21 protein-coding genes are annotated in these 24,556 nt (G+C 60.2%); 7 read left to right on the top strand and 14 right to left on the bottom strand.

Going from position 1 to position 24,556, the window contains the following annotated elements; genetic code table 11:
• Positions 1 to 370: 370 nt before the first annotated feature.
• The 4 genes from metF to AC1D35_RS00090 all read right to left on the bottom strand — a co-directional run bounded on the left by metF (position 371) and on the right by AC1D35_RS00090 (position 4,955).
• On the bottom strand, positions 371 to 1,273 hold the full coding sequence (gene metF, locus AC1D35_RS00105) for a methylenetetrahydrofolate reductase [NAD(P)H] (protein WP_477938146.1): 903 nt from the start codon (positions 1,271 to 1,273) through the stop codon (positions 371 to 373).
• Entirely contained in the window at positions 1,274 to 2,299 is a 1,026-nt protein-coding gene (locus tag AC1D35_RS00100; protein WP_113308054.1) for a metalloregulator ArsR/SmtB family transcription factor, read from the bottom strand.
• 160 nt (positions 2,300 to 2,459) lie between these two features.
• A complete protein-coding gene (ettA, locus tag AC1D35_RS00095) occupies positions 2,460 to 4,109 on the bottom strand; it encodes an energy-dependent translational throttle protein EttA (protein ID WP_477938145.1) in 1,650 nt (549 codons plus the stop codon).
• Positions 4,110 to 4,217: 108 nt separating this feature from the next.
• Positions 4,218 to 4,955, bottom strand: coding sequence for a ribonuclease T2 family protein (locus AC1D35_RS00090; protein ID WP_113308053.1), 738 nt, complete (start codon positions 4,953 to 4,955; stop codon positions 4,218 to 4,220).
• Positions 4,956 to 5,113: 158 nt separating this feature from the next.
• Between AC1D35_RS00090 and AC1D35_RS00085 the strand changes: the two genes are divergently transcribed.
• From AC1D35_RS00085 to AC1D35_RS00070, 4 genes are read left to right on the top strand one after another with little or no spacing between them, the layout of a single operon-like run.
• Positions 5,114 to 6,058 (top strand): alpha/beta hydrolase, encoded by a 945-nt coding sequence (locus AC1D35_RS00085; RefSeq protein ID WP_113308052.1) that lies wholly within the window; start codon positions 5,114 to 5,116, stop codon positions 6,056 to 6,058.
• Between the two features lies 1 nt (position 6,059).
• Positions 6,060 to 7,016 (top strand): DMT family transporter, encoded by a 957-nt coding sequence (locus tag AC1D35_RS00080; protein ID WP_113308051.1) that lies wholly within the window; start codon positions 6,060 to 6,062, stop codon positions 7,014 to 7,016.
• A gap of 45 nt (positions 7,017 to 7,061) precedes the next feature.
• On the top strand, positions 7,062 to 8,261 hold the full coding sequence (gene caiB / locus AC1D35_RS00075) for a succinate--glutarate CoA-transferase (RefSeq protein WP_113308050.1): 1,200 nt from the start codon (positions 7,062 to 7,064) through the stop codon (positions 8,259 to 8,261).
• A 13-nt stretch (positions 8,262 to 8,274) separates the two neighbouring features.
• Positions 8,275 to 9,933 (top strand): thiamine pyrophosphate-binding protein, encoded by a 1,659-nt coding sequence (locus AC1D35_RS00070; RefSeq protein ID WP_477938144.1) that lies wholly within the window; start codon positions 8,275 to 8,277, stop codon positions 9,931 to 9,933.
• 39 nt (positions 9,934 to 9,972) lie between these two features.
• Here AC1D35_RS00070 and AC1D35_RS00065 read toward each other — a convergent pair whose 3' ends face one another.
• The 3 genes from AC1D35_RS00065 to AC1D35_RS00055 form a co-directional block, all read right to left on the bottom strand.
• A complete protein-coding gene (locus tag AC1D35_RS00065) occupies positions 9,973 to 10,317 on the bottom strand; it encodes a RidA family protein (protein ID WP_113300075.1) in 345 nt (114 codons plus the stop codon).
• Between the two features lie 70 nt (positions 10,318 to 10,387).
• Entirely contained in the window at positions 10,388 to 10,726 is a 339-nt protein-coding gene (locus tag AC1D35_RS00060) for a protein tyrosine phosphatase family protein (RefSeq protein ID WP_113300074.1), read from the bottom strand.
• Positions 10,727 to 10,812: 86 nt separating this feature from the next.
• Positions 10,813 to 11,649, bottom strand: a complete 837-nt coding sequence (locus AC1D35_RS00055) for a DUF4432 family protein (protein WP_113308048.1) — start codon at positions 11,647 to 11,649, stop codon at positions 10,813 to 10,815.
• Positions 11,650 to 11,904: 255 nt separating this feature from the next.
• On the opposite strand from AC1D35_RS00055, the gene AC1D35_RS00050 reads away from it, so the two are divergent.
• Positions 11,905 to 13,287: a L,D-transpeptidase gene (locus tag AC1D35_RS00050; RefSeq protein ID WP_477938143.1), complete on the top strand. Its 1,383-nt coding sequence runs from the start codon at positions 11,905 to 11,907 to the stop codon at positions 13,285 to 13,287.
• Between the two features lie 6 nt (positions 13,288 to 13,293).
• Here AC1D35_RS00050 and AC1D35_RS00045 read toward each other — a convergent pair whose 3' ends face one another.
• The 7 genes from AC1D35_RS00045 to AC1D35_RS00015 form a co-directional block, all read right to left on the bottom strand.
• A complete protein-coding gene (locus AC1D35_RS00045; protein WP_477938142.1) occupies positions 13,294 to 14,325 on the bottom strand; it encodes a helix-turn-helix transcriptional regulator in 1,032 nt (343 codons plus the stop codon).
• Positions 14,326 to 14,536: 211 nt separating this feature from the next.
• Positions 14,537 to 15,247, bottom strand: coding sequence for an AAA family ATPase (locus AC1D35_RS00040; protein ID WP_477938141.1), 711 nt, complete (start codon positions 15,245 to 15,247; stop codon positions 14,537 to 14,539).
• 247 nt (positions 15,248 to 15,494) lie between these two features.
• The gene (locus AC1D35_RS00035; protein ID WP_113308045.1) at positions 15,495 to 16,649 is read right to left on the bottom strand and encodes an iron-containing alcohol dehydrogenase; all 1,155 of its coding nucleotides are present in this window, start codon (positions 16,647 to 16,649) and stop codon (positions 15,495 to 15,497) included.
• A complete protein-coding gene (locus tag AC1D35_RS00030) occupies positions 16,646 to 18,031 on the bottom strand; it encodes an aldehyde dehydrogenase family protein (protein WP_113308095.1) in 1,386 nt (461 codons plus the stop codon). The genes AC1D35_RS00035 and AC1D35_RS00030 overlap by 4 nt, the downstream gene beginning before the upstream one ends.
• A gap of 98 nt (positions 18,032 to 18,129) precedes the next feature.
• Entirely contained in the window at positions 18,130 to 19,494 is a 1,365-nt protein-coding gene (locus AC1D35_RS00025) for a glutamine synthetase family protein (RefSeq protein WP_113300068.1), read from the bottom strand.
• A 146-nt stretch (positions 19,495 to 19,640) separates the two neighbouring features.
• A complete protein-coding gene (locus tag AC1D35_RS00020) occupies positions 19,641 to 21,188 on the bottom strand; it encodes an amino acid permease (protein WP_113308044.1) in 1,548 nt (515 codons plus the stop codon).
• Between the two features lie 117 nt (positions 21,189 to 21,305).
• Positions 21,306 to 22,076: an N-formylglutamate amidohydrolase gene (locus AC1D35_RS00015; protein WP_113308043.1), complete on the bottom strand. Its 771-nt coding sequence runs from the start codon at positions 22,074 to 22,076 to the stop codon at positions 21,306 to 21,308.
• A gap of 176 nt (positions 22,077 to 22,252) precedes the next feature.
• Between AC1D35_RS00015 and AC1D35_RS00010 the strand changes: the two genes are divergently transcribed.
• Both AC1D35_RS00010 and AC1D35_RS00005 read left to right on the top strand, forming a co-directional pair.
• Positions 22,253 to 23,125: a MurR/RpiR family transcriptional regulator gene (locus AC1D35_RS00010; protein WP_113308042.1), complete on the top strand. Its 873-nt coding sequence runs from the start codon at positions 22,253 to 22,255 to the stop codon at positions 23,123 to 23,125.
• Between the two features lie 187 nt (positions 23,126 to 23,312).
• Positions 23,313 to 24,416, top strand: coding sequence for an ABC transporter substrate-binding protein (locus AC1D35_RS00005; RefSeq protein WP_113300064.1), 1,104 nt, complete (start codon positions 23,313 to 23,315; stop codon positions 24,414 to 24,416).
• The last annotated feature ends 140 nt before the right edge of the window (positions 24,417 to 24,556 follow it).

Genomic DNA, 24,556 nt, shown 5'->3' with positions numbered 1-24,556 from the left:
GAATTGTAACGGATCGTTAAATTTTGAGAGCGGAATTTTCCGATTGAATATCAGCAACTTGCAGAATGGTGGTTAGACTTATCCACTGCCTTCTTCGGCAGTGCAGCACAAGAAGCGCTTTCCAATCGACACTTTTCCGACATATTATTAGCCGGTTAACGCGAGGAGGCAGACATGGGACTTACGCAATCCTTGAATGTCCTGTTGGTCAGTGCAGCGTTCGCATTCGTCGTATCCATGCTCTTCATTTGAGCCGATGCGAAGCGTCAAAAACTGAAATACCTACACTCCTGAAGAACAAACAACACCGAAAAGCGCATGCCCCGCCCGGCCATGCGCTTTTCCTTTGTCTGCAATAGCGTGTGTCGGTTTAAGCTGCCGCGCCCGCACTTCTTGCCGTCTGGCGCGAGAGGCCGAGATTGTCGAGAACGGCCGAAACCAGCGGCGCACGGTTCATCGTGTAGAGATGGAACTCGTGCAGCCCGCGGCGGATAAGATCTTCGATCTGTTCCGCGGCAACCTCGGCTGCGACCTTGGCGCGCTCTTCCGGCTTGTCATCATATCCGGCAAAACGCGCATCGAGGAAATCAGGGATGRCCGTGCCGCAGGCACCGGCAAAACGCTTCAGCTGCGTCAGATTCTGGATCGGCATGATACCAGGCACAACGGGGATCTTGACGCCGGCGGCGCGCACCTTCTCGAGATAGCGCTCGAAATTGTCGTTGTCGAAGAAGAACTGCGTCAGCGCGCGGTCGGCGCCATTCTCGGCCTTCTGCCTCAGCATGTCGATGTCGGCCACCTGGTCGCGGCTTTCCGGATGCTTTTCCGGGTAGGCAGAAACAGAAATCTCGAAATCGCCGATCTGCTTGAGGCCGGCCACCAGTTCCGCCGCATTGGCATAACCGCCCGGATGCGGCTGATAGGGCGCACCGACGCCGCCGGGCGCATCGCCGCGCAACGCCACGAAATGCGTCACACCCGCCTTGCGGAAGCTGTCGACGACCTGATGCGTCTCTTCCTTCGTGGCGCTGACGCAGGTGAGGTGCGAGGCGGTTGCGAGCGGAGTGTCAGCCAGAAACCGCGTGACGGTCGAGAGCGTCGGCGCCTTGGTGGTGCCACCGGCACCATAGGTCACGGAGACGAATTCCGGGTTCCAGTCCTGCAAATCGCGGACGGTGTTCCACAGCTGACCTTCCATCTCCTCGGACTTCGGCGGGAAAAACTCGAAGGAGATCGCAATATCGCGGCGGCGGGCGTCGTTTTTCTGGGTCATTTATTCTCTCCCGGCAAATGTAGGTACGGCGCCTTCGCTCTCCAGCGAGGCCATGAGGCGCCTCGGGTCGCGCGCGAGCCAGATCGTGACCGTAAGGCCCTGCCCACCCTGCTGACCCGGATGAAGATCGACGACCTGCTCGACATCGAGCCCGGCTTTACGCACCCATTCCGACATGGCCTGATGCGAAAAGCCGAGACGGACATGGGCATGTTCATCGCGAAGGTATTCGAGATTGTGCGGCGCCAGATCGATGATGACGAGACGTCCGCCCGGCCGCAGCATGCGCGCGGCTTCGGTGATCGCGATATCAGGCTGATCGAAGAAATGCAGCACTTGATGGATGGTCACCAGATCGAAATCCTGTCCCTCGAAAGGCAGGTTCAGGATATCGGCATGGCGCACCGAAGCCGTCGTGATACGTGACTTGTCGAGATTGGCGCGCGCCACGCTCAGCATGTCGCGGCTGGCATCGACGCCGATTGCGTGGCGATAACGACCGGACAGAAGCTCCAGCATACGGCCGGTGCCGGTGCCGAGATCGAGCAGGGAATCGATCGGATTGCCGCCAAGCAGCTTGATGACTGCCGCATCCACCTCTTCGTCAGCGGCGTGCAGACGGCGAAGCTCGTCCCATTCGGCAGCATTACGGCTGAAATAGGCCTGTGCCCGTTCGGCGCGCTGCCGCTTGACGGTGGCGAGGCGCTCGCCGTCGCGCTGGACGACGGGGTCGTTTTCGGAGACATGCTTTAGCAAAGCCCGCACCAGCGCGGCAGCCTTGCCCTCATGCGCCAGCCGGAAATAGGCCCAGGCACCCTCCTGGTAGCGGTCGATCAGTTCCGCCTCACCGAGCAGCTTCAGATGCCGTGAGATACGAGGCTGGGATTGGCCGAGAATTTCCGTAAGATCGGTCACGGTCAGGTCACCCGCCGCCAGCAGCGCCAGCAGTCGCAGGCGCGTCGGTTCGCCGGCCGCCTTCAAGACGTCCACCAGCGCATCCAGTCCAAGCCTTAGGGGTTCGTTCATATTCTACCCAATCAAGATATAAAGATATCTTTATGTGATTTGGATAGCTGAGGCAAGCGGCATTTCACCGATTTGCGAAATTGCCTTTGGTGATAACGACAATAAAAACAAGAAAGCCCCGGCCAAATCGGGGCTTTCCGAAAGCGTAAATGATCGCTGATCAGCGGGTCAGGCGCTTGTGAGCCTGGCTGCCGGGGTTGAGGGCATCGGGGCCGAGACGACGGACCTTGTCCTGCTCGTAATCCTCGAAGTTGCCTTCGAACCATTCAACATGGCCGTCACCTTCGAAGGCGAGGATATGCGTCGCCAGACGGTCGAGGAACATGCGATCGTGGCTGATGATGATCGCGCAGCCTGCAAATGCTTCCAGCGCGCTTTCCAGAGCGCCGAGCGTTTCCGTATCGAGGTCGTTGGTCGGTTCGTCGAGCAGCAGAACATTGCCGCCGGCCTTCAGCATCTTGGCAAGGTGAACGCGGTTGCGCTGGCCGCCCGAGAGATTGCCGACCTTCTGTTGCTGGTCGCCGCCCTTGAAGTTGAAGGCGCCGCAATAGGCACGCGAGTTCATGTCGAACTTGCCGAGCTTGATGATTTCGGCGCCGCCCGAGATTTCTTCCCAGACCGTCTTGTTGCCGTCGAGCGCGTCGCGGCTCTGGTCGACATAACCGAGATGCACAGTCTCGCCGACGCGGACCGATCCGGCATCCGGCTTTTCCTGGCCGGTGATCATCTTGAACAGCGTCGTCTTGCCGGCGCCGTTCGGGCCAATAATGCCGACGATGCCGCCCGGCGGCAGCTTGATCGACAGATCGCTGATCAGCGTGCGGCCCTCGAAGCCCTTGGTGATGCCTTCCATCTCTATGACCACCTGGCCGAGACGCTCGCTGACCGGGATGATGATCTGCGCGTCACCGGGACGCTGCTTCTCGGCGGCTTCCACCAGCTGTTCGTAAGACTTGATACGCGCCTTGGACTTCGCCTGACGGGCCTTCGGGCTGGAAGCGATCCATTCCTGTTCGCGGCTGATCGCCTTCTGGCGGCCTGCCTCTTCGCGGTTTTCCTGCAGCATGCGCTTGGCCTTGGCGAGCAGGTAAGCCGAGTAGTTGCCTTCGTAGGGGATGCCACGGCCGCGATCAAGTTCGAGGATCCAGCCGGTGACGTTGTCCAGGAAGTAGCGATCGTGGGTGATCATCATCACGGCGCCCGGATAGTCGCGCAGATGCTTTTCAAGCCAGGCGATCGTCTCGGCGTCCAGGTGGTTGGTCGGTTCGTCGAGCAGCAGCAGATCCGGCTGCGACAGCAGCAGGCGGCAAAGCGCGATACGGCGGCGCTCACCACCCGAAAGGCTGGTGACTTCGGCGTCGCGCGGCGGGCAGCGCAGGGCTTCCATTGCCATCTCGACCTGGCTTTCCAGATCCCAGAGGTTCTGGCTGTCGATGATGTCCTGGAGCTTTGCACCCTCATCCGCCGTCTCGTCGGAATAGTTCATCATCAATTCGTTGTAGCGCTCGAGCACAGCCGTCTTGGAGGCGACGCCTTCCATGACATTCTCAAACACTGTCTTGTTCGGATCGAGTTTCGGTTCCTGTTCCAGGTATCCGACCGTCGCGCCTTCGGCGAGCCAGGCTTCACCGGTATATTCCTTGTCCTGACCGGCGATGATGCGCAGCACGGTGGACTTACCGGCGCCGTTCGGGCCGAGGATACCGATCTTGGCGTCGGGGTAGAAAGAAAGATGGATATTCTCGAGGATCTTCTTGTTGCCATAGGCCTTGTTGAGGCCGGACATGTGATAGATGAACTGGCGTGTCATGCTGGGATGCTCCGGGCGGAAACTTGAAATCGTGGCCGCTATGTAGGCGAAACCACGCCCGCGGGCAACGCCGAAACCCTGTTTCGTCAGGATTTCGGCATGTTTCCATCAGAAGCCTGCAGCATCCACAAGGCCTTCGTCACAGCCGAAGGACGTCTGCCCTGCCCCCTGGATGAGGCCGCCAAGACCCTTCTCCTTTGCCTGAGCAGAAACGGCATCCTGCGAAAGCCCGATCGTCAACTCGCTGATCACGCGTTTGTTGCCGACGCGCCGGCAGCTCATCTTCACCCGGTCGCTGGCGCCTGCGCCGAAGCTCTTGTCGAAGGCCGCCTTGATTGCATCGGCCTTCAGCGTCTTGCCGACATTGGCGGCAAAGAGATCACGCACGGCAGAAGCATTGAGATCGCCCATCAGATGAATGGCGGTGGTGAAATAATCGTCGGCACTCATTTTCGTGCAGGTGCCGTGCTTGATCCATTCATGCCGATCAAGACCCGACTGCGTGCCGGGCATCGCCTTGTCGAGTGCCGCCTTCGTCTCGGCCGAAAGGCTCACGGCCGGCAGGCTCGTCCAATTACTGTCCTTATCTGCAGCCTTCTGATCGGTGGGTACGCCACAATAGTCCTGCCGCATTGGCCACAGACCGTGGAGAGAAAAGTTGGTCGCGTCGTAGCGGTCGCCGCTTTGGTTGGCGCATTCCGCCTTCTTCTGGTTGGTCTGGCAGAAAGCCGGCTGCCAGCTTGCCGCCAGGATGAAGCGCGTGCGCCCGCTTTCCTGCGCGGATGCGGAACCGACTGACGATAACGAAAGAAACAGGATGGAAATTGAAAGGAAAAACTTGCCCATTGATAGCCCCGACAAAGAACAATACAGGAACAAAAAAGCATGAAGACGGAGTTTGCGCAACCCTGAATCGCAACGAAAACCATGCTTTCTCATGTATGAGCCAAACCGCAATATTGCATTTGCCTTGATATCTGGTCTTTTGAGCGCGGGAGGAATGCATGTTTTCCGAGACATTGCGGCTTCAGAATGCCGGGGCTTCGCTTGCCTATCATCATCAGCCAGCGGAGGGACAAGCGCGGGCTATCCTGATGATTTCTCACGGGCTTGCCGAACACTCGCGCCGCTACCGGCGCTTTGCCGAGGCCATGGCCGCAAGAGGCTATCACGTCTACGCGCATGACCATCGCGGCCATGGCGAGACCACCGCACCCGATGGACCGCTCGGCCGTTTCGCAAGACGGGGCGGCATCGAACACGTCGTCGACGACATCGCCGCCATCCACGGCTTTGCCACGAACCGCCATCCCGGCCTGCCGGTCATCCTGTTCGGTCATTCGATGGGTGGCCTGATCGCGCTGAACGCTGCCGCCGCTCTTCCCGGCCGTTTCGCCGCCCTTGCTATCTGGAATTCGAATTTCGCCGTCGGTCTTTCCGGCCGCACCGCGCAAGCGATCCTGCTTGCCGAGCGCGCATTGAAAGGCTCCGACGTGCCGAGCGACATGCTGCCGAGGCTGACATTTGCCGCCTGGGGCAAATCCATTCCCGATCACCGCACGGAATTCGACTGGCTGTCGCGCGATCCTGCCGAGGTCGACGCCTATATTGCCGATCCGCTTTGCGGCTTCGATGCCTCCGTATCGCTTTGGCTGGACGTCTTCGCCCTCACTTTCCGCGGCATAGAAGACCGGCAGCTCGGGAAGCTGCCGAAGGACCTGCCGATCCATCTTGTCGGCGGCGGTAATGACCCGGCGACCAACAATGGAAAAGCCGTACTCTGGTTGTCAAAGCATTTGAAAAGCCAAGGCTTTTCCCGTATCAGCACTGAGATATATCAGGACATGCGGCATGAAACGCTGAACGAGATCGGCGCGGAAACGGCAATTGCGGATTTCGCCGGTTGGTGCGACGAGGCAATCCGCACGGTCCCGAGCGAAAGGACCTGAGATGACGAGCCTGAGTTCCACCCGCCATCCCGCCTCATCCGAGGTGACGCTCGGTTTGCTTTTCATGCTGCTCTCGGTGCTGATCTCGCCGCTGATCGATATCTTCTCGAAGCTGGCGACGACAACGATCTCCTCGACGGAGGTTGCCGCCTTCCGTTTCGTCATCCAGTCGCTCACCATGCTGCCTTTCATATTTCTGCGCGGTGCCAAGATCCAGGTCTCGCTGAAGCAGAGCTGGTATCATGCGATCCGCGGCGCGATGGTCACCATCTCGATGATCAGCTTCGTCACAACGCTGAAGGTCATGGCGGTTGCCGATGCGATCGCCATCTTCTTCGTCGAGCCGATCATCCTGACGATCCTCAGCAGCATCTTTCTGAAAGAGACCATCGGCTGGCGGCGCTACAGCGCCTGCGCCGTGGGCTTCCTCGGCGCCATGCTGATCATCCAGCCAAGCTTCGAGCAGGTCGGCTACATCGCCCTGCTGCCCGTCGTCAGTGCCTTCTGCATCGCCGTCTTCGCACTGATGACACGCGTGCTGTCGCATCGGGAAGATCCCTGGGCCATGCAGTTCCAGACCGGCCTCTGGGGCATTTTCTTCTGCGCCGTCATCCTGTTCTTCGGTTATGGCAGCGGCTCCGACATCATCGACACGACCATGCCCGATCTTCCCGCCTTCGGCTACCTGCTCGGCACAGGCATCGCCGCGGCGATCACCGGCATCCTTGCCGCCTATGCCTATCGCGCCGCCCCGGCTTCCACGCTGGCACCGCTGCAATATCTGGAAATCGTGTCGGCCACGGTCTTTGCCTGGCTGGTTTTCGCCGATTTTCCGGATGCCTTGAAATGGGTCGGTATCCTCATCGTCATCGCCTCGGGTCTCTACATCATCTGGCGCGAGCGGCGCTTTGCTTCCAAACCCGTATCCGATACATCTGAGGCAACGCGGGCGCCCTGAAATCCGCCGCCCACGGAAGGAGTTTGGGAGGAATCCGGGAGGAACATGACGGAAGACGTGAAGAAGAAGCCGCCGCTTGCCGGGATCAGGGTCATCGAGCTTGCACGCGTGCTGGCCGGTCCCTGGGCGGGTCAGATGCTGGCCGACCTCGGCGCCGATGTCATAAAGGTGGAAAATCCTGATGGCGGCGACGACACGAGGCACTGGGGGCCGCCCTTCGTCGAGGGCGCGGATGGAGAAAACCTCTCTGCCGCCTATTACCACTCCGCCAATCGCGGCAAACGGTCCGTCACCGCCGATCTCAAAAGCGCGGAAGGCCAGTCGCTGGTGCGCCGCCTCGTCGCCACCGCCGATGTGCTGATCGAGAATTTCAAGCTCGGCGGCCTTGTCAAATATGGGCTCGATTTCGAAAGCCTGAAGGCGATCAACCCGCGCCTCGTCTATTGCTCCATCACCGGCTTCGGCCAGACCGGCCCCTACGCCAATCTCGCCGGCTACGATTACATCGTCCAGGGCATGTCCGGCTTCATGTCGATCACCGGAGAGCCTGAGGGACAGCCGATGAAGGCGGGTGTGGCCATCGCCGATATCTTTACCGGCATCTATGCCGTCTCGGCGATCGAGGCCGCCCTCATCCATGCCCTGAAATCAGGCGAAGGCCAGTTGATCGACATGGCGCTGCTCGATGTGCAATCGGCAGTCCTCGCAAACCAGAACATGAATTATCTGGTCTCCGGCCGCGCCCCCGTGCGCCTCGGCAATGCCCATCCTAATATCTCCCCCTATGAGGTCGTGCCGACGGCTGACGGCTATCTCATTCTTGCCATCGGCAATGACGGCCAGTTCCGCCGCCTCTGCACCATTCTTGGCCTCGTCATCGCCGATGACGAAAACTTCGCGACCAACAAGGCCCGCGTCGCCAACAGAGATGCAGTCCGCCGGATGGTCTCAACCGAAACGCTTAGATGGCAAAAAGCGGATCTGCTCAAGGCCTGCGAAGACAATGCCGTGCCGGCCGGTGCCATCAACACGATCGAGGAAATGTTTGCCGATCCGCAGATTGCGGCACGCGGCCTACGTGTCGATCTACCGGATGCTGCGGGCACGATGATCCCGGGCGTACGCACGCCGGTCGTGCTGTCTGAAACGCCGCTGCGATATGAACGGCCGAGCCCGCGTCTCGGCGAACACAATGCCGAAGTACTGGCCGAACTTGTGGAATGGGAGAGGAAGACATCGCCATGAGAAGGAAGGGGCCATGAAAAGGACAGGCGGACAACTGATCGTCGAAGTACTGAAGGCGAATGGTGTAAAACGCCTCTCCTGCGTCCCGGGCGAAAGCTTCCTTGCCGTGCTCGACGCCCTGCACGACAGCGATATCGATGTGATCGTCTGCCGTCAGGAAGGCGGCGCGGCGATGATGGCGGATTGCTGGGGCCGGCTGACCGGGGAGCCCGGCATCTGCATGGTCACCCGCGGCCCGGGCGCCACCAATGCCTCTGCCGGCCTGCATATCGCGAAGCAGGATTCCATCCCGATGATCCTCTTCATCGGTCAGGTGCAGCGGGAGGCGCGCGAGCGGGAGGCCTTCCAGGAGGTCGAGTTCCGCCGCGCCTTCACGGAATTTGCCAAATGGGTCGGCGAGATCGACGATGCCGCCCGCATCCCTGAATTTGTCACCCGTGCCTTTGCGATCGCCACATCCGGCCGTCCAGGTCCGGTCGTGCTGACGCTGCCCGAGGATATGCTGCGCGACGAGGTAGAAGCGCCTCGCGCCAAGCGTTACGCCCGCATCGAAGCTCATCCCGGCCGCAGCCAGATCGATGATCTCTATCTGCGTCTCTTGAAAGCCGAGAGGCCGATGGTCGTCCTCGGCGGCACCCGCTGGGATGCCGATGCGGTCGCCGATTTCCAGGCTTTCGCCCAGCGCTTCAGCCTGCCGGTCGGCTGCTCCTTCCGCCGGCAGATGCTCTTCGACCACCTGCATCCCTCCTATGCCGGCGATGTCGGTATCGGCATCAATCCGGCGCTGGCGAAGGAAATCAAGGAGAGCGACTTGCTCATCCTGCTCGGCAGCCGCATGTCGGAGATGCCATCCTCGGGCTATACGCTGATCGATATCCCCTACCCGGCCCAGTCGCTCGTCCACATCCATCCGGACCCGTCGGAACTTGGCCGCGTCTACCGCCCCGATCTTGCCATCTGCGCCGGCCCAGCCGATTTCGTCGAAGCGCTCGCCGATCTCGAAGCCCCGCCTGAGCCGCGCTGGGCCGAACGCACCGAGCGCATGCATCAGGCCTATCTCTCCTGGTCGAAACCGCCGGCGACAGGTCCCGGCGCCGTCCACATGGGGCCGATCATGGAGTGGCTTGAGGCCAATACGAAACCGGACACCATCTTCACCAATGGCGCCGGCAACTACGCCACCTGGGTGCACCGTTTCCACCGCTTCCGCCGCTTCAACACACAGGCGGCACCAACGTCAGGCTCCATGGGCTATGGCCTGCCGGCCGCGGTTGCCGCCAAGCAGCTCTTCCCCGACAGGCAAGTCATCTGCTTTGCCGGCGATGGCTGCTTCCTGATGCACGGGCAGGAATTTGCGACCGCTGTACGCTATAGCCTGCCGATCATATCGGTCGTCGTCAATAACGGCATCTACGGCACGATCCGCATGCATCAGGAGCGCGACTATCCGGGCCGGGTCAGCGCCACCGACCTTACCAATCCGGATTTTGCAGCCCTTGCCCGCGCCTATGGCGGCCATGGCGAGACGGTGGAAAAGACCGAGGACTTTGCGCCGGCCTTCGAGCGGGCGCGCGACAGCGGTAAGCCGTCGATCATCGAGATCAAGCTCGATCCCGAGGCGATTACGCCAACCAGAACACTTTCGGAAATCTCTCAAACAAAAAGCCGGTGAATTTCTTCACCGGCCTCAAGCTCGTTCTGTGCGACGCTCTTAGTCGAGAGCAGCCGTAACGATGAACTCGACCTTGTACTTCGGCGCAGCGAGCTTGGCTTCGCTGGTGGCGCGGGCCGGCGGGTTTGCCGGGTCGATCCAGCCTTCCCAGACGGCGTTCATCTCTGCGAAATAGGCGATGTCCGAGAGATAGATGATCGTCTGCAGGATCTTCGACTTGCTGCTGCCGGCAGCAGCCAGCAGGCGGTCGACTTCGCCGAGCGCGGACTTGCACTGATCGGCAACGCTTTCGCCTTCGCCGACCTGGCCTGCGAGATAGACGGTGTTGCCGTGAATGACGGCGCCGCTCATGCGGGTGCCGATGTCGATACGCTTGATGCTCATCGTGTTCTCCTGTTCATCAAATGAAAGACGCCGCGCTCAGGCGGCGTCGGATTGGTCCGGTTTGGCCGGATCAGGCGCGGATGTGATGCGTCTTCTGATAGATCGCCGTGGAGCGTGCGCCGGAGCGGCAGTAACCGAGCATCGGGCGTTCGAATTCGTCGAGCGCATCGACCATGCCCTGCACGGCTTCCTCGGTCACGCCCATCGGGCCGACAGGCACATGGGTGATCTCAAGGCCGATCTCCTTGGCGCGGGCCTCGATGACGGCAAAGGGCGTTTGATCAGGGCTTTCGTCGTCCGGACGATGGCAGACGATAGACTTGAAGCCGAGCGCCTTGATCTGGTCGAGATCCTCGACCGTGATCTGGCCGGAAACGGAGTATTCATCGTCGATCTGGCGGATATCCATCGTCTCAATCTCCTCGAAAATGGTGGGCTGAAGGTCTACGACGCACTCCCGTAGGCGTCAACACGTCTTCGCCGAACAGCCCTTCATTAGACAAAGGCGAAACGTAGCCCGTAGCTGCGGCTTTCACCTGGCTTCAACAAGTTGAACTCGCCCGCCGCCTCCAGCTCGTGGCGCAGCACCCAGCGGTGCGACACCGGTTCGATACCGACGATATCGGCCGGCGCTTTCTGGTTACGCCAGATCTGCAGATACGGCAGCGTATCGGCGCGGAACCGCACCCTCAGCGTCTTGCCACCAACGGCTGCGATTGGCCCGAGCTGGATTTCGGCAAAACCGTCCTCGGTAGCGGGGGCCTCGACACAAAAGATGCCGCCCGGCTCCTCGCCGAAGGTCCAGGGAAAGCCGCCACCATCAAGCATCCGGCCTTCGAGCCGCGTTCCGCCATCAAGCCATTTGCCGCCGGTGTTCATGTGGTACATGAGAAAGGTCGGCACGGTCTCATCGCTTGTGTTGACGACGCGATCTTCCAGCGAAACTTCGCCGGTCGCTCCGTCGATCTGCCACAGACGCTCGATGCGCTGCGGCAGGCCCTCGACCGTGGTGATGTCGATATCGGCGCGGCATTCGGCATTGCCATTCTCAAACGTCGTCCACAGCACCTTCGCCGGATGGCCGGAAGCCGAGCCGTGCAGCGGATAGATCTTACCATCAGTGCCGGGAATTGGCTGGCGATGACGGATATGATCAGGGCCGCAGGTAAAGAGGAAGCCTTCCAGCGAGTGATCGATTCGCGGGTCGCCATCATCAGGGATCGCCCGCTTCGGCGCGATATCGATGCCTTCGACGATGCAGCCGCCGATATCCAGCACCGATGTTTCGTCCAGCATCAGGCGCGGCCCGCTTGCTGCGGCAAATTCGATCATCGGCTTGTCCTCCCGGGAATCTTGGCTGCGGTAGGGTTAGGTCGTGCGATCACCCTCGTCAATCGGGACCGCTGAAATGGCCCCAGCAGCCCCGCAACCGGCGACTTCACGGGAACGTCATCTTCACGCAAGCGTTCATGGGTAAACGCGAAACACGGGTACTTTTATGTTTTGTTCAGCACGGCTTAAGAAATTCCACACTAGCGTCAAAATTGGCAGGTGTGTGTTGCCGAGCCACTGATCGAGGTGTGAGACGTGAATCGCTTTATGAAATCGGCCCTTTCCCTTTCGGCCGCGCTATTGGCGCTCGCTGCTGTCGTGCCGCAGGCCGGTGCCCAACAATTCGGCCGAAACCAGAGCGATATCGTGCTGGTGACGCCAGGCGGCGAAATTCTCGACTACGTCCCGCCCGGCCGCGGCTTCGTCTATGCCCATGACTACCGCGGCAATCGCGTGCTGGTCGACCGCTACGGCAACATCATCGCCACCGAGATGCGCGCCCGCGGCTACTATTCGCCGCGCACATCGCGTGAGGCCGCCAACGATCCTTATAACAACGATCCTTACGCCGAAGACAACCGCTACGGCGATACACGTTATTCCGAGCGAGGCCCGGTAACCGGCTCCATCCCGCAGGACGCCGCTATTGAGCGCCAGCCGCTTGACGATCAACCCTACCCCGGCGATCAGCAGGGTCAGGACGACTACGCAGCGGTCGAGCCCGGTCAGCAGATCCCCCCAGCCGACGAGCCACGCCAGGCGCCGCAGGAGCCCGTGATCACGCTCAAGGACAAGTCCAAGCCCGAGATCGTGGCGCTTCAGGTGTTTCTGGATCGATCCGGCGTTTCGCCCGGCGTCATTGACGGCCACATGGGCTCCAATGTCACCAAGGCAATTTACGCCTATGAGCAAATGACCGGCACCAAGCTCGATCCGAACAATACCGATGCGATCCTTGAAGAGCTGCGCATGAATGGCGGCCTGCCGGTCGTCAACTACACGATCACCGATGCGGATGCCGCCGGTCCTTACGTGGCGCAGATCCCGGAAGATTATTCGCAGAAGGCGCTTCTGCCGTCCCTCGCCTACACCTCTGTCACCGAAGCGCTCGCCGAACGTTTCCACATGGATGAAAACTTCCTGAAGGAAATGAATCCCAGCGCGGATTTCACGATGCCGGGCACCGTCATCAAGGTCGTCAATCCCGGCGGGAACAAGGCCGGCACTGTTGCAAAGATCCTTGCGGACAAGGGCCGCAAGCAGGTCTTCGCCTATGATGATGCCGGCAACCTCGTTGCCGCCTACCCCGCCTCGATCGGCTCCACCGATACGCCCTCACCATCAGGCACGGTGACGGTCGAGCGCGTCGCCTTCAATCCCGGCTATACCTATAATCCGAAGGTCAATTTCCAGCAGGGTACCAACGACAAGATCYTCGACATTCCGCCCGGCCCGAACGGTCCCGTCGGCACGGTCTGGATGGCACTTTCCAAGCCGACTTACGGCATTCACGGCACGCCCGATCCCTCCAGAATCGGCCGCACCCAGAGCCACGGCTGCATTCGTCTGACGAACTGGGATGCGACAGAGCTTGCCAAGATGGTCAAGCCCGGCGTGACGGTCGAATTCGTCGATTGAGGAAGTCTATTCGCTCGGCGTCTCCGCCGGGCGCTCGCCGAACTGGATGAGACGTAAGAGTTCGACCTGCTTCCTGGCGCCCGTCTTCATGTAGACGGACCGCACCTGCGAGCGGATCGTCTCACGCGAACGGCTGGTTTCGGCAGCCAGGCCAGGAATCGAGCCTCCCAAAACCAGCGCCCTGACGACCCTGATCTCAGCTTGGGTCAGACCGAAATCGTTACGCAGTTTCTCATCGCTCAGCCCCGCCGAGCTTTGTTTCGGCTCGATCATGATGGCAACGACAGGCCGTTCGAAGAAGCGTGGCTGATGGCCCTTTTCAAGCTTGAGCAAGGTGATCTTCCGGCCATCGGTCAGAACCGTCTGCTGACGCTCCACCTCCTCGCCATGGCGCAGCATCAGTGTGAGACGGTCATCGGCATCCTTGTCGGCAAGATGCAGCGTTCCGAGCGGTGAAAGCCAAACACCTGTTCCCTGTTCAAGCACCGCCTCTCCGAAGACGGAAGCGGACGCCAGTCGCCGCTCTGAATTCAGGAGAAGCACACCGACGCCAATGGCATCGAACAGCCGCCCGTTGATCTCCGAATGGTTCTTTTGCCGCCCGCCGGATTCGACCGCGATAAAGGCGCGCCTCAGATGCGGCCCGAGCCGTGTCAAGAGCGCAGCGCAGTCCCGGCTCTCGTCCGGATCGGTCCAGCGCGTCGTGGTGATCGACAGATTGAACGATCGTCCGCTCTCCCGCAGGATCGCCATGCCAACGGCGCCCTGGCCCTCCTGCCGATGCCAGAAGTCATTGAAGAACTCGGTCCTGGAGAGATCGGCATAGGATATGAAATCCTCGCCGATTGCGCCTTGCCCTGCGGGTATCTTGTCGAGGCCCGATATCCAGGGATTCAGCCGGCAGTAATACTGCGTGTAGGTATTGATCCAGGACTGGTCCATGTTGACATGGTATTGCGACGAACCTTCCGAACGCGCAGCGTCATGATGAAAAAGGCTGGTGCCCGCCCCCGGCAACAGCCCGTTCAGCTCCGTCATGAATGTATCCCACCGCGCTTCGCCGAAAACGACTCCATAGATGGAATCGATAAGCCTGTCGTCAACTTGCCCTGTAATGCTCATGCGTTACTTCGCGGATAACGGGATTTTCTCAGCTTGAGAGGCCAGCATCTCAGCGAGCAACTGTAATCGCAAATAGAAAATGCCCCGACACAGGCCGGGGCATCAATTTTTTCATCGAATGTTATGATCAGGCAGCGCTGCGCATCGCGTTTGCCAGCCGCACCGCGACCGGGAGCCGGCCCGGCACCTTGCGGGTGATTTCTTCAGCGAAACAGTGGGCGTTTTCACGAGCCTTGTCGAGGTTGCTGACGCGCATCGGATCCATCGTATGCAGCGTGCCGCCRCAATCGAAGATGTCGCGGAATGCCGACCGTTCGATGATCGCCGTATCGAGAACCGGGACGTGACGCTCATTCAGCAGCGCCTTGACGAGCTGCAGCGCGCGGGTGGTGACCATGGAATTGACGCGGGTGAGCACGACCGAATGGCCGATCTTGATACCTGCCTTCTCCTCCAGATATTGCAAGAGTTCGAGAACCTGGGCGCCGCCGCGGGCGTCCATGGCGCAACCCTGAATCGGAATCAGCACATGGTCGGAGAGGCCGACGGCTGTTGCCAGCAGCGGATTGCGCGCGCCCGGCAGGTCGATGATGAAGTAATCGGTATTCTGCTTGTTTTCGCTGATGTGTAGCGGCAGCGAGGCAGTCGTTACGAAATCGATGACGCTGATATTTGCCACATGGCCGGAGATTYCGTGCCAGCGCGAAATCCAGTGCTGCGGATCGGCATCGAGAATGGTGACGCGGTAGCCCTGACGGGCAAGTTCGGTGGCGAGCAGCAATACCGCTGTGGTCTTGCCGGCGCCGCCCTTGGTATTTGCGAATGTGATGACTGGCATATTCTTAGTCCTCGAAGGGAAATGGCGCGAGCCGGCATCGCTCGTTGTTAATCGCACTGTCGGAGCATCGTGCGRTTAACCCATCCTTGCCAATCGTGGTTAACAAACTGTTAAACGGGCCCGCTGAAATTGCGGCCTGCATTTTTCGCATCCTAAAAAATAAGGATTTCTAAAAGCGCGTAAAGCAAGAAAAAAGCCTGGAAAGCCAAGGCTTTCCAGGCCAGTTTAGAGGTCCGCCTTTATCTGATCAGAAGCAATCCCTGAACAGGGTCTTGGTATTTTCAAGCGTCAATGCAACCGGATTACCGCCGGCGCTCGGGTCTTCGATCGCCATCGCCGCCAATTCATCGATCCGGTCGGAGGTGATTCCCATCGCCGTCAGATTGTCAGGAACGTTGAGTTCGGAACGCAGCTTCAGGACGTAATCGTAGAAACCATCGAAACCGCCTGATATCCCAAGATAGGCCGCGGCACGCGCAATCTTCTCTTCGATGGCCGAGCGGTTAAAGCGCAGGACAGCCGGCATGACGACGGCATTGGTCATGCCGTGATGGGTGTTGTAGACGGCGCCGATCGGATGCGAGAGCGCGTGGATGGCGCCAAGCCCCTTCTGGAAGGCGACCGCGCCCATCGCGGCTGCCGACATCATGTTGGCGCGGGCTTCCAGATCCGTGCCTTCCTTATAGGCGCGCGGCAGGAATTCCTTGACGAGCCGCATGCCTTCCAGCGCGATGCCGGCCGACATCGGATGGTAGAAGGGCGAGGAATAGGCTTCGAGGCAATGCGCGAAGGCATCCATGCCGGTGCCGGCCGTGATGATCTTCGGCATGCCGACCGTCAGTTCCGGATCGGCGATGACGACACCCGGCAGGAACTTCGGATGGAAGATGATCTTCTTCACATGGGTCGCCGAATTGGTGATGACGCTGGCGCGGCCGACTTCGGAGCCGGTGCCGGCGGTCGTCGGCACGGCAACAATCGGCGCTATGCCGTCGACGCTCGCCCGTGTCCACCAATCGCCGATATCCTCGAAGTCCCAGACGGGACGCGTCTGGCCGACCATGAAGGCTACGCACTTGCCGAGATCGAGGCCGGAACCGCCGCCGAAGGCGACGACGCCATCGTGGCCGCCGTCGCGGAAGGCCTTGATGCCGGCTTCAAGGTTCTTTTCGTTCGGGTTCGGATCGACATCGGCAAAGATCGCCCGGCCGAGGCCTGCATCTTCGAGAATGTCGAGCGCGTTCTTGGTGATCGCCATCGACGCGAGGCCGCGGTCGGTGACGAGCAGCGGCTTCTTCATGCCGAGGCTCTTGCAGGCGTCGGCCAGTTCCTTGATGCGGCCGCGGCCGAGCTTGACTGATGTCGGGTAGCTCCAGTTGGCGGTAATGTTGGCGCTGCTCATGCTGTGACCTTCTTGAGATGGTAGGATTTCGGGCGCGTCAGATTGTGGAAGCCGATGATCGACAGCGAGCCGCCGCGGCCGGTTTCCTTGACACCGGTCCAGCACAGAGCCGGATCGAGATAGTCGGCGCGGTTCATGAAGACGGTGCCGGTTTCGATTTCGCGGCCGAGCCGCCCTGCCCGCTCGGCATCCTTGGTCCAGAGCGAAGCCGTCAGCCCGTACTGGCTGTCATTCATCAGCGCCAGCGCTTCGTCGTCATTCCTGACCTTCATGATGCCGACGGCCGGGCCGAAAGTCTCTTCGCGCATGAAAGCCATGGAATGGTCGACATTGACGAGGACCTGCGGTGCCAGATAGGCGCCGCCATCATCAGCCGGGAAGAGCTTGGGATCGACCAGCGCCTTGGCGCCCTTGGCAACGGCATCGGCGATCTGGTCGCGCACCACCTTGGCAAAGCGCTTGTGCGCCATCGGGCCAAGCGAGGTCTCCGGATCGAGCGGGTTGCCGAGCTTGTAGTTCGAAACCCAGGCGACCGACTTCTCGACGAAGGCGTCATAGAGCGATTCATGCACATAGATGCGCTCGATACCGCAGCAGCACTGGCCGGAATTATAGGTCGCGCCATCCATCAACGTGTCGACGGCCGCGTCGAGGTCGGCATCCTCCATCACATAGCCCGGGTCCTTGCCGCCGAGCTCGAGGCCGAGACCGGTAAAAGTGCCGGCCGCAGCGCGTTCCATGGAGCGACCGCCTTCGACCGAGCCGGTGAAATTGACGAAGTTGAAGCTGCCGGCGGCAATCAGCGCCGAGGTCGTCTCGTGATCAAGGAAGACGTTCTGGAACACGTCCTCGGGAACGCCTGCCTCAACGAAGGCCTGTACCAGACGTTCACCGACGAGCAGCGTCTGTGAGGCATGCTTGAGCACGACGCTATTGCCCGCCATCAGCGCCGGGGCAATCGTGTTGATCGCCGTCATGTAAGGGTAGTTCCAGGGCGCCACGACGAAGACGACGCCATGCGCTTCACGCTCGATGCGGCGTTCGAACTTGTCGCTCTCTTCGACGACGAGCGGTGCAAGCGCATCCGCCGCAATCGACGCGACGTAATTAGAACGCTCGTTGAAGCCGCGATATTCGCCGCCATACTTGATGGGCCGGCCCATCTGCCAGGCAAGCTCGGGCACGACGACATCCGACATCTCGTTGAGACGGGCGACACCCTTCAGCACCAGTTGAACGCGATCTTCGAGCGGGCGCCTGGCCCAGGCCTTCTGCGCCTTGCGCGCACGCGCCACGGCTTCCTTTGCCGCCTCCAGCGAAAGCGCCGGACGCTCCGCATAAACAGAGCCGTCGACCGGCGAAATGCATTGGATCATTGTCATGATCTGAATCCTGTTTTCTCTGAGCCGCAGGGAAAGACGCAACGACTGATCCTCCGCAGGAGACACAAGTCGAGCGGCTTTCCGCTTCGGTTACGTTCTTAAGCTCTCTCGAAGCCGCGCGCCACTTCCCAATCCGTTATGCGGCGGTCGTATTCTTCCTGCTCCCATTCGGCAGCGCGGGTGTAGTGGTCGATGACCTCGTCGCCGAAGGCTGCGCGCAGCATCTCCGATTCGGTCATGGCCTTCGTCGCAGCGCGCAGCGTGCGCGGGATTTCGCGGATATCCTTGCCGAAATAGGCGTCACCCTCATAGGGCGCTTCCAGTTCCAACTTCTTCTCGATGCCGTCGATGCCGGCGGCAATCAGCGCTGCGAAGGCGAGATAGGGATTGAGATCGGATCCGCCGACGCGGCATTCGATGCGGATCGCCTTGGTCTCCTCGCCGCAAAGGCGATAGCCGGCCGTGCGGTTATCCTTGCTCCAGATAGCCTTGGTCGGCGCGAAAGTGCCGGCCATGAAGCGCTTGTAGGAGTTGATATAGGGTGCCAGGAAATAGGTGATCTCGCTCGCGTGGCTGAGCAGCCCGGCAATATAGTTCTGCATCAGCGGCGTCATGCCATAATGGCCGGCATGATCGAAGAAGAGCGGCTTTTCTTCCAGGCTCCAGAGAGACTGGTGGATATGCGAAGAGCTGCCCGCGGCATTGTAGTGCCACTTGGCGAGGAACGTGATCGCCTTGCCCTTCGACCAGGCGATCTCCTTGCAGCCGTTCTTGATGATCGCATGCCGGTCGGCCATGGTCAGTGCGTCGGCATAACGCACATTGATTTCTTCCTGGCCGGCGGACGCCTCGCCCTTGGAATTTTCGACCGGGATGCCGGCGCCCTGCAGACCCTTGCGGATCGCCCGCATGACCTCTTCTTCCTTGGTCGTCTGGAAGATGTGGTAATCCTCGTTATAGGCGCTGGCGAGCTTCAGGTTGCGGTAGCCGGAAGCCTGCGCTGCCTCATAGCTTTGGTCGAAGAGGAAGAATTCAAGTTCGGAGGCCATGTAGGCCTTCATGCCCATGTCCTCCAGGCGCTTCACCTGCTTCTTCAGGATCGCGCGCGGCGAATGTGCCACTTCCTCATGCGTATGGTGGTCCAGCACGTCGCAGAGAACGAGCGCGGTGCCTTCGAGCCAGGGAATGACGCGCAGCGTCGAAAGGTCCGGCTTCATCGTATAGTCGCCGTAGCCCTTTTCCCAGCTCGTCGCCTTGTAGCCGGAGACGGTCTCCATCTCCATGTCGGTCGCCTGCAGGTAGTTGCAACTATGCGTTTCCTTCCAGGCGCTTTCGAGGAAGAATTCTGCCTGGAAACGCTTGCCCATCAGGCGCCCCTGCATGTCCACCTGACAGGCCAGCACCGTATCGATGCGCCCGTCGGCGACGTCCTGTCTGAGATCGTCGAGAGTATAGCTGCTCATGATTTATCCGCCTGAAATTGAAACCGGGAAATCGGGACAACGAAACGGCATGCGACCACCGGGATTAACCCGCCCGATGCCTTTTCGTTGAACCGTGAGGGGGCCGCGTAATGCGGCCCCGCCAGTTGAGAGGGAAGCCTCGTTTCTTAGTGTTCGCCGACAGCCTTTTCGGCCGCTGCGATTTCGGCCTGGCGTTTTGCCACTTCGTCGCCGATCGGCGGCCCCTTGAAGCGGCGGCTTTCGAAGCCGAACCAGACGATGCCGGTCAGGACGAGGAAGCCCACGGTCACATAAAGCGCCGGTCCGTTCGGCGGCTGAATGCCGAGAACGAAAATCAGGATCATCGCGAGGATGGAAAGAACCGCGAAGAGCTTGAACACGCCCTCGCCCAGGTTCCATGGCCCCATCTTGTCCCACTTCGAAGTGCCCCAGGCAAAGAGGCCAAGCGCGATCGGGATCGCGAAGGAGAAGAACAGGAAGATGACCGTGCAGGATACGACGATCGTATAAACCGGCGTCTCGCCGATCGAAACCAGCGACGAGCCCCAGACGAAGAGCACCGAGAGGATCGAGCCCGTCCAGATGGCGGCAACCGGCGTGCGGTAGTTCGGGCTGACCTTCGACAGTCCCTTCGAAGCCGGCAGGCCGCCGTCACGCGAAAAGGCGAAGATCATGCGCGAGACCGACGTCACGGTGGCAAGACCGCACAGCCACTGGCTGATGAGGATCGCGAAGTAGAGAATGTCCTTCACCGTCGAATTGACCTGCGTGTCCATCGCCCAGAAGAACACGTTCCAGCCCTGCTTTGCCGCATCGTCCATGTTTGGCAGCATGAGCACGAAGGAGCACAGCATGATGTAGCCGAAGAGCGCCGACCAGAGCACGGAAGAGACCATGCCGCGCGGAACGGAATGCGCCGCCTTGACCGTTTCTTCCGACGTGTGGGCCGAAGCGTCATAGCCGGTGATCGTGTAGATCGGCAGCAGCAGGCCGAGCAGGAAGACCCAGAGGCCCGACGTCGAGGGCCAGACATTGCCACCCGCTTCGCCGGAATAGTTGGCGAAGGTGAAGAGCCGGCCGAATTCGTAGGATGGAGCCGAAATCAGGCACACGGCGGCAAGCGCGATCGCGGTCGCGAAGATGAGGTAGCCCGAGAAGTCGGTGAGTTTGGCCGTGAGACCGATACCCATATGGTTCACGAGCGCCTGCGCACCGGTGATGATCACGAGGAAGACGATGCGTACCGTCGTCGTGTCCGCCAGGCCGAAATAGCTCGTGCCGAACGTGCCCATGAAGAAATAATAGGTGCCGACATTGATGGCGCCGAGAACGGTGACGAGACCGAGCAGGTTGAACCAGGCGGTCACCCAGCCGGTGAAGCGGTTGCCGAGGATCGAGCCCCAGTGATAGAGGCCGCCTGCCGTCGGATAGGCGGAGCTGATCTGGGCCATGGCCACGGCAAAGACGAGTGAAACGAAGCAGCCAAGCGGCCAGCCGATGCCGATCGCCGCACCGCCCGCACCTGCGGTTGCCTGCGCCAGCGAGTTGATGCCGCCCGACAGGATGCAGATGATCGAGAAGGAGACGGCAAAGTTCGAGAACGAGCTCATCCGCCGTTCGAGTTCCTGGGCATAGCCCATGGAATGCAGGATGCTCATATCCTGCTTCTTATCATTTTCGGAATAGTCCGACATGACTTCCCCCTGTTGACAATCGCCCGCGGAATTGCGGCCGATCTGTGCCAATAGTGCCCGTGGCTTTCGCCTTGCGGGCTGTCGCAGTTAAACTGCTCCCCGGGGTCTTGTTTTTATTCAGGCATCCAGACTTTGCTGGATAAGCCCTGTTAGATAGTCGGCCACGACCCCTTGACCGGTATCTTCTGAAATGAGGTCGTTTCTGACCTCGATCATGACATTGCGAAGCCCGTTGGACGTGCCGTGCAGGATCAGCGTATGCGTCACGCCGTCTTCAGGCCCATAGGGTTCGTTGCGTTCGGTGCGGTAGAGCGGCGCCTCGGCCGCTGATGCCAGCATGCGATCGGCAAACCGGCTGTCCTCATCATGGAGGATGCCGAGCTCGACGGCGCGCTGCTTGCCATTGTAGACCGGAGTGAAGCTATGGATCGTCACAATGACGCAATCCTGCCCCCTCGCCTGCCGGTCGCGGATCAGCGCGCGAACGGCATCATGGAACGGCTGGTAAAGTGCTTCGGTGCGCGCGCGGCGCTCTTCGCCGGTCAAATCCTTGTTCCCGGGGATCGTGTAGATCTCGCTGACCTCGGGCATGGCGCCGGGCGAACTCGGCGGCCGGTTGCAGTCATAGATCAGCCGGGAAAAGCGCTGGTAGATCAGCGTCGCATCGAGACCCGCCGAAATGCCGCGGGCAACGGCAAGCGCGCCGGGATCCCAGGCGATGTGGCTGGAAAGCGCCTCTTGCGAAAGACCGAGATCGCCAAAATTTTCAGGAAGCGTGCGGGATGCGTGCTCGCAGATGATGAGCACGGGACTCTTGCCGTGAACGCGTTCGATTGCGACGCAATCGCCGTCCGCTTCGCTGAGAATTCGGGGCTGAGCCAGCACCAACCGCACCTCTCCATCGCTTAATGAAATCTTCACAAGAAAAGAATTCTTCAGGTTCACGGCAGTGTCAAGCGTACTCTGAAAATTTCTTTTCATGACAGTTATTGACATGGATTGTGACAGCGTTGTTAACTTTCAGTGGGAAAGTGGCATCAGACCATCCCGGGGAGCAAAATCACGTGAGTGTCGCGGCTAAGACCGTTTCGGACGTCATTCATTCACATCTCGGCGTGCTCACACGCGCCGAAAAGCAGTTGGCCGAAAGCCTCCTCGACAACTACCCCGTCTCCGGCCTCGGCAGCATCACCACGATTGCCGAAAATGCCGGCGTCTCCACGCCGACAGTCGTGCGCATGGTCCAGAAACTCGGCTACAAGGGTTATCCGGACTTCCAGCAGCATCTGCATCAGGAGGTCGAGGCGACGATTTCCAACCCGATCGCCAAGCACGACCGCTGGGCCCAGAACGCGCCGGGCACGCATATATTGAACCGCTTTGCCGATGCCATCATAGGCAATCTGCGCCAGACGCTCTCCGATCTCGATACGGCAACCTTCGACAGCGCCGCTGCCCTGCTCTCGGACCGCAAGCGCACGCTCTATTTCGTCGGCGGACGCATCACCGGCGCACTCGCCGAATACTTCTTCACCCATATGCAGGTCATTCGCCCGAACACGGCGCTGCTCTCTTCCAATTCATCGAGCTGGCCGCAATACGTCCTCAATATGAATCCGGGCGACCTGCTCATCATCTTCGATATCCGTCGCTACGAGCAGGAAATGGTGAGCCTCGCCACCGCCGCCCGCAAGCGCGGTGCCGAAATCATCATCTTCACCGACCAGTGGGCGTCGCCTGCAACCAAGCTCGCCCGTCACGCCTTTCGCGTGCAGATCGAGGCACCGTCGGCCTGGGATTCCTCCGTCGTCACACTCTTTATCGTCGAGGCGCTCATCGAGGCGGTGCAGAACTCGACCTGGGACGAGACGAAGGAGCGCATGAAAACGCTGGAAGGCCTGTTCGAACAGACCAGGCTGTTCCGCAAACCCGGTTAGGAGGGACAACTAAAAAAAGCAAAAACAATGACGGGATTTCGCGGAAACAGGACAGCCTGTCGCAAATGAAACATTGCCGCAAGCGCCTGCTATTCATGACAAAATTAACGTCATTCAACTGTCATACAAGCTTCATCTAACGCCAGTAACAGCACATCGGACACTGAAAACCCGAAGGAGAACAACAGTGATCTCTAACATTTCTCGACTGCTCTCGCTTTCTACTGCGATGATCGTTGCTTCGACTGCGATCGCAGCAGCTGAGCCGAGCGCTGATCTTATCGCTGCCGCCAAGAAGGAAGGCACGCTGACCACGATCGCTCTCCCGCATAGCTGGTGCGGCTACGGCGACGTCATCGCAGGCTTCAAGGCCAAGTACGGCCTCGAAATCAACGAATTGAACCCGGATGCAGGTTCGGGCGACGAAATCGAAGCAATCAAGGCCAACAAGGGCAATACCGGCCCGCAGGCACCTGACGTCATCGACGTCGGCCTCTCCTTCGGCCCGTCCGCCAAGAAGGACGGCCTGATCCAGCCTTACAAGGTCTCCACCTGGGATTCCATTCCGGATAGCGCCAAGGATGCCGAAGGCTACTGGTACGGCGATTACTACGGCGTTCTCTCCTTCGTCGTGAATACCGATATCGTCAAGAACGTCCCGAAGGACTGGGCTGACCTCAAGAAGCCGGAATACGCCAACACCGTTTCGCTCGCTGGCGATCCGCGTGCTTCGAACCAGGCTGTTCAGGCCGTTTACGCTGCCGGCCTCGCAACCGGTGAAAAGGACGCGACGAAGGCTGGTGAAGCTGGTCTCGCTTACTTCGCAGAGCTGAACAAGGCCGGCGCGCTCGTTCCGGTTATCGGCAAGTCCGCTTCGCTCGCTCAGGGCTCGACCCCGATCGTCGTCGCATGGGACTACAACGGTCTTGCATGGCGCGACAGCCTTGCCGGCAACCCGCCGGTTGAAGTCGTCGTTCCGTCGACCGGCGTTGTCGCAGGCGTTTACGTTCAGGCGATCTCCGCTTTCGCTCCGCATCCGAACGCTGCCAAGCTCTGGATGGAATACCTCTATTCGGACGAAGGCCAGCTCGCATGGCTGAAGGGCTACTGCCACCCGATCCGCTTCAACGACCTCGCTCAGAAGGGCAAGGTTCCGAAGGAACTGCTCGACAAGCTGCCGCCGGCTGAAGGCTATGCAAAGGCCGTCTTCCCGACGCTCGACGAGCAGGACAAGGGCAAGACCGCAATCACCACCAAGTGGGATAGCGTCGTCGGCGCCAACGTTCAGTAATATTTGCTCCGGCCTCCCCGCCTACCAAGGCGGGGAGGCTTTTCTCACTCCGACGCCCCAGGATGAGTTTTTCCATGAGCATTGTTTCAACGCCTATGGTTAGCAGCGCCCCCTTGATCAACAAAGATATCAACAAAGAT

It is taken from the genome of Rhizobium sp. P1_E6 (genome assembly GCF_056405875.1).
This window is presented reverse-complemented; position numbering and strand designations above follow the sequence as displayed.

Excerpts from the sequence above, each read along its gene's own strand:
- AC1D35_RS00060 (WP_113300074.1), bottom strand. The coding sequence starts at position 10,726 with ATGGATATCCGCCAGATCGACGATGAATACTCCGTTTCCGGCCAGATC.
- AC1D35_RS00090 (WP_113308053.1), bottom strand. The coding sequence starts at position 4,955 with ATGGGCAAGTTTTTCCTTTCAATTTCCATCCTGTTTCTTTCGTTATCG.
- AC1D35_RS00045 (WP_477938142.1), bottom strand. The coding sequence starts at position 14,325 with ATGACGGAGCTGAACGGGCTGTTGCCGGGGGCGGGCACCAGCCTTTTT.
- ettA (WP_477938145.1), bottom strand. The coding sequence starts at position 4,109 with ATGACACGCCAGTTCATCTATCACATGTCCGGCCTCAACAAGGCCTAT.
- AC1D35_RS00035 (WP_113308045.1), bottom strand. The coding sequence starts at position 16,649 with ATGAGCAGCGCCAACATTACCGCCAACTGGAGCTACCCGACATCAGTC.
- AC1D35_RS00080 (WP_113308051.1), top strand. The coding sequence starts at position 6,060 with ATGACGAGCCTGAGTTCCACCCGCCATCCCGCCTCATCCGAGGTGACG.
- AC1D35_RS00085 (WP_113308052.1), top strand. The coding sequence starts at position 5,114 with ATGTTTTCCGAGACATTGCGGCTTCAGAATGCCGGGGCTTCGCTTGCC.
- AC1D35_RS00020 (WP_113308044.1), bottom strand. The coding sequence starts at position 21,188 with ATGTCGGACTATTCCGAAAATGATAAGAAGCAGGATATGAGCATCCTG.
- AC1D35_RS00025 (WP_113300068.1), bottom strand. The coding sequence starts at position 19,494 with ATGAGCAGCTATACTCTCGACGATCTCAGACAGGACGTCGCCGACGGG.
- caiB (WP_113308050.1), top strand. The coding sequence starts at position 7,062 with ATGACGGAAGACGTGAAGAAGAAGCCGCCGCTTGCCGGGATCAGGGTC.
- AC1D35_RS00030 (WP_113308095.1), bottom strand. The coding sequence starts at position 18,031 with ATGACAATGATCCAATGCATTTCGCCGGTCGACGGCTCTGTTTATGCG.
- AC1D35_RS00065 (WP_113300075.1), bottom strand. The coding sequence starts at position 10,317 with ATGAGCATCAAGCGTATCGACATCGGCACCCGCATGAGCGGCGCCGTC.
- AC1D35_RS00055 (WP_113308048.1), bottom strand. The coding sequence starts at position 11,649 with ATGATCGAATTTGCCGCAGCAAGCGGGCCGCGCCTGATGCTGGACGAA.
- AC1D35_RS00070 (WP_477938144.1), top strand. The coding sequence starts at position 8,275 with ATGAAAAGGACAGGCGGACAACTGATCGTCGAAGTACTGAAGGCGAAT.
- AC1D35_RS00100 (WP_113308054.1), bottom strand. The coding sequence starts at position 2,299 with ATGAACGAACCCCTAAGGCTTGGACTGGATGCGCTGGTGGACGTCTTG.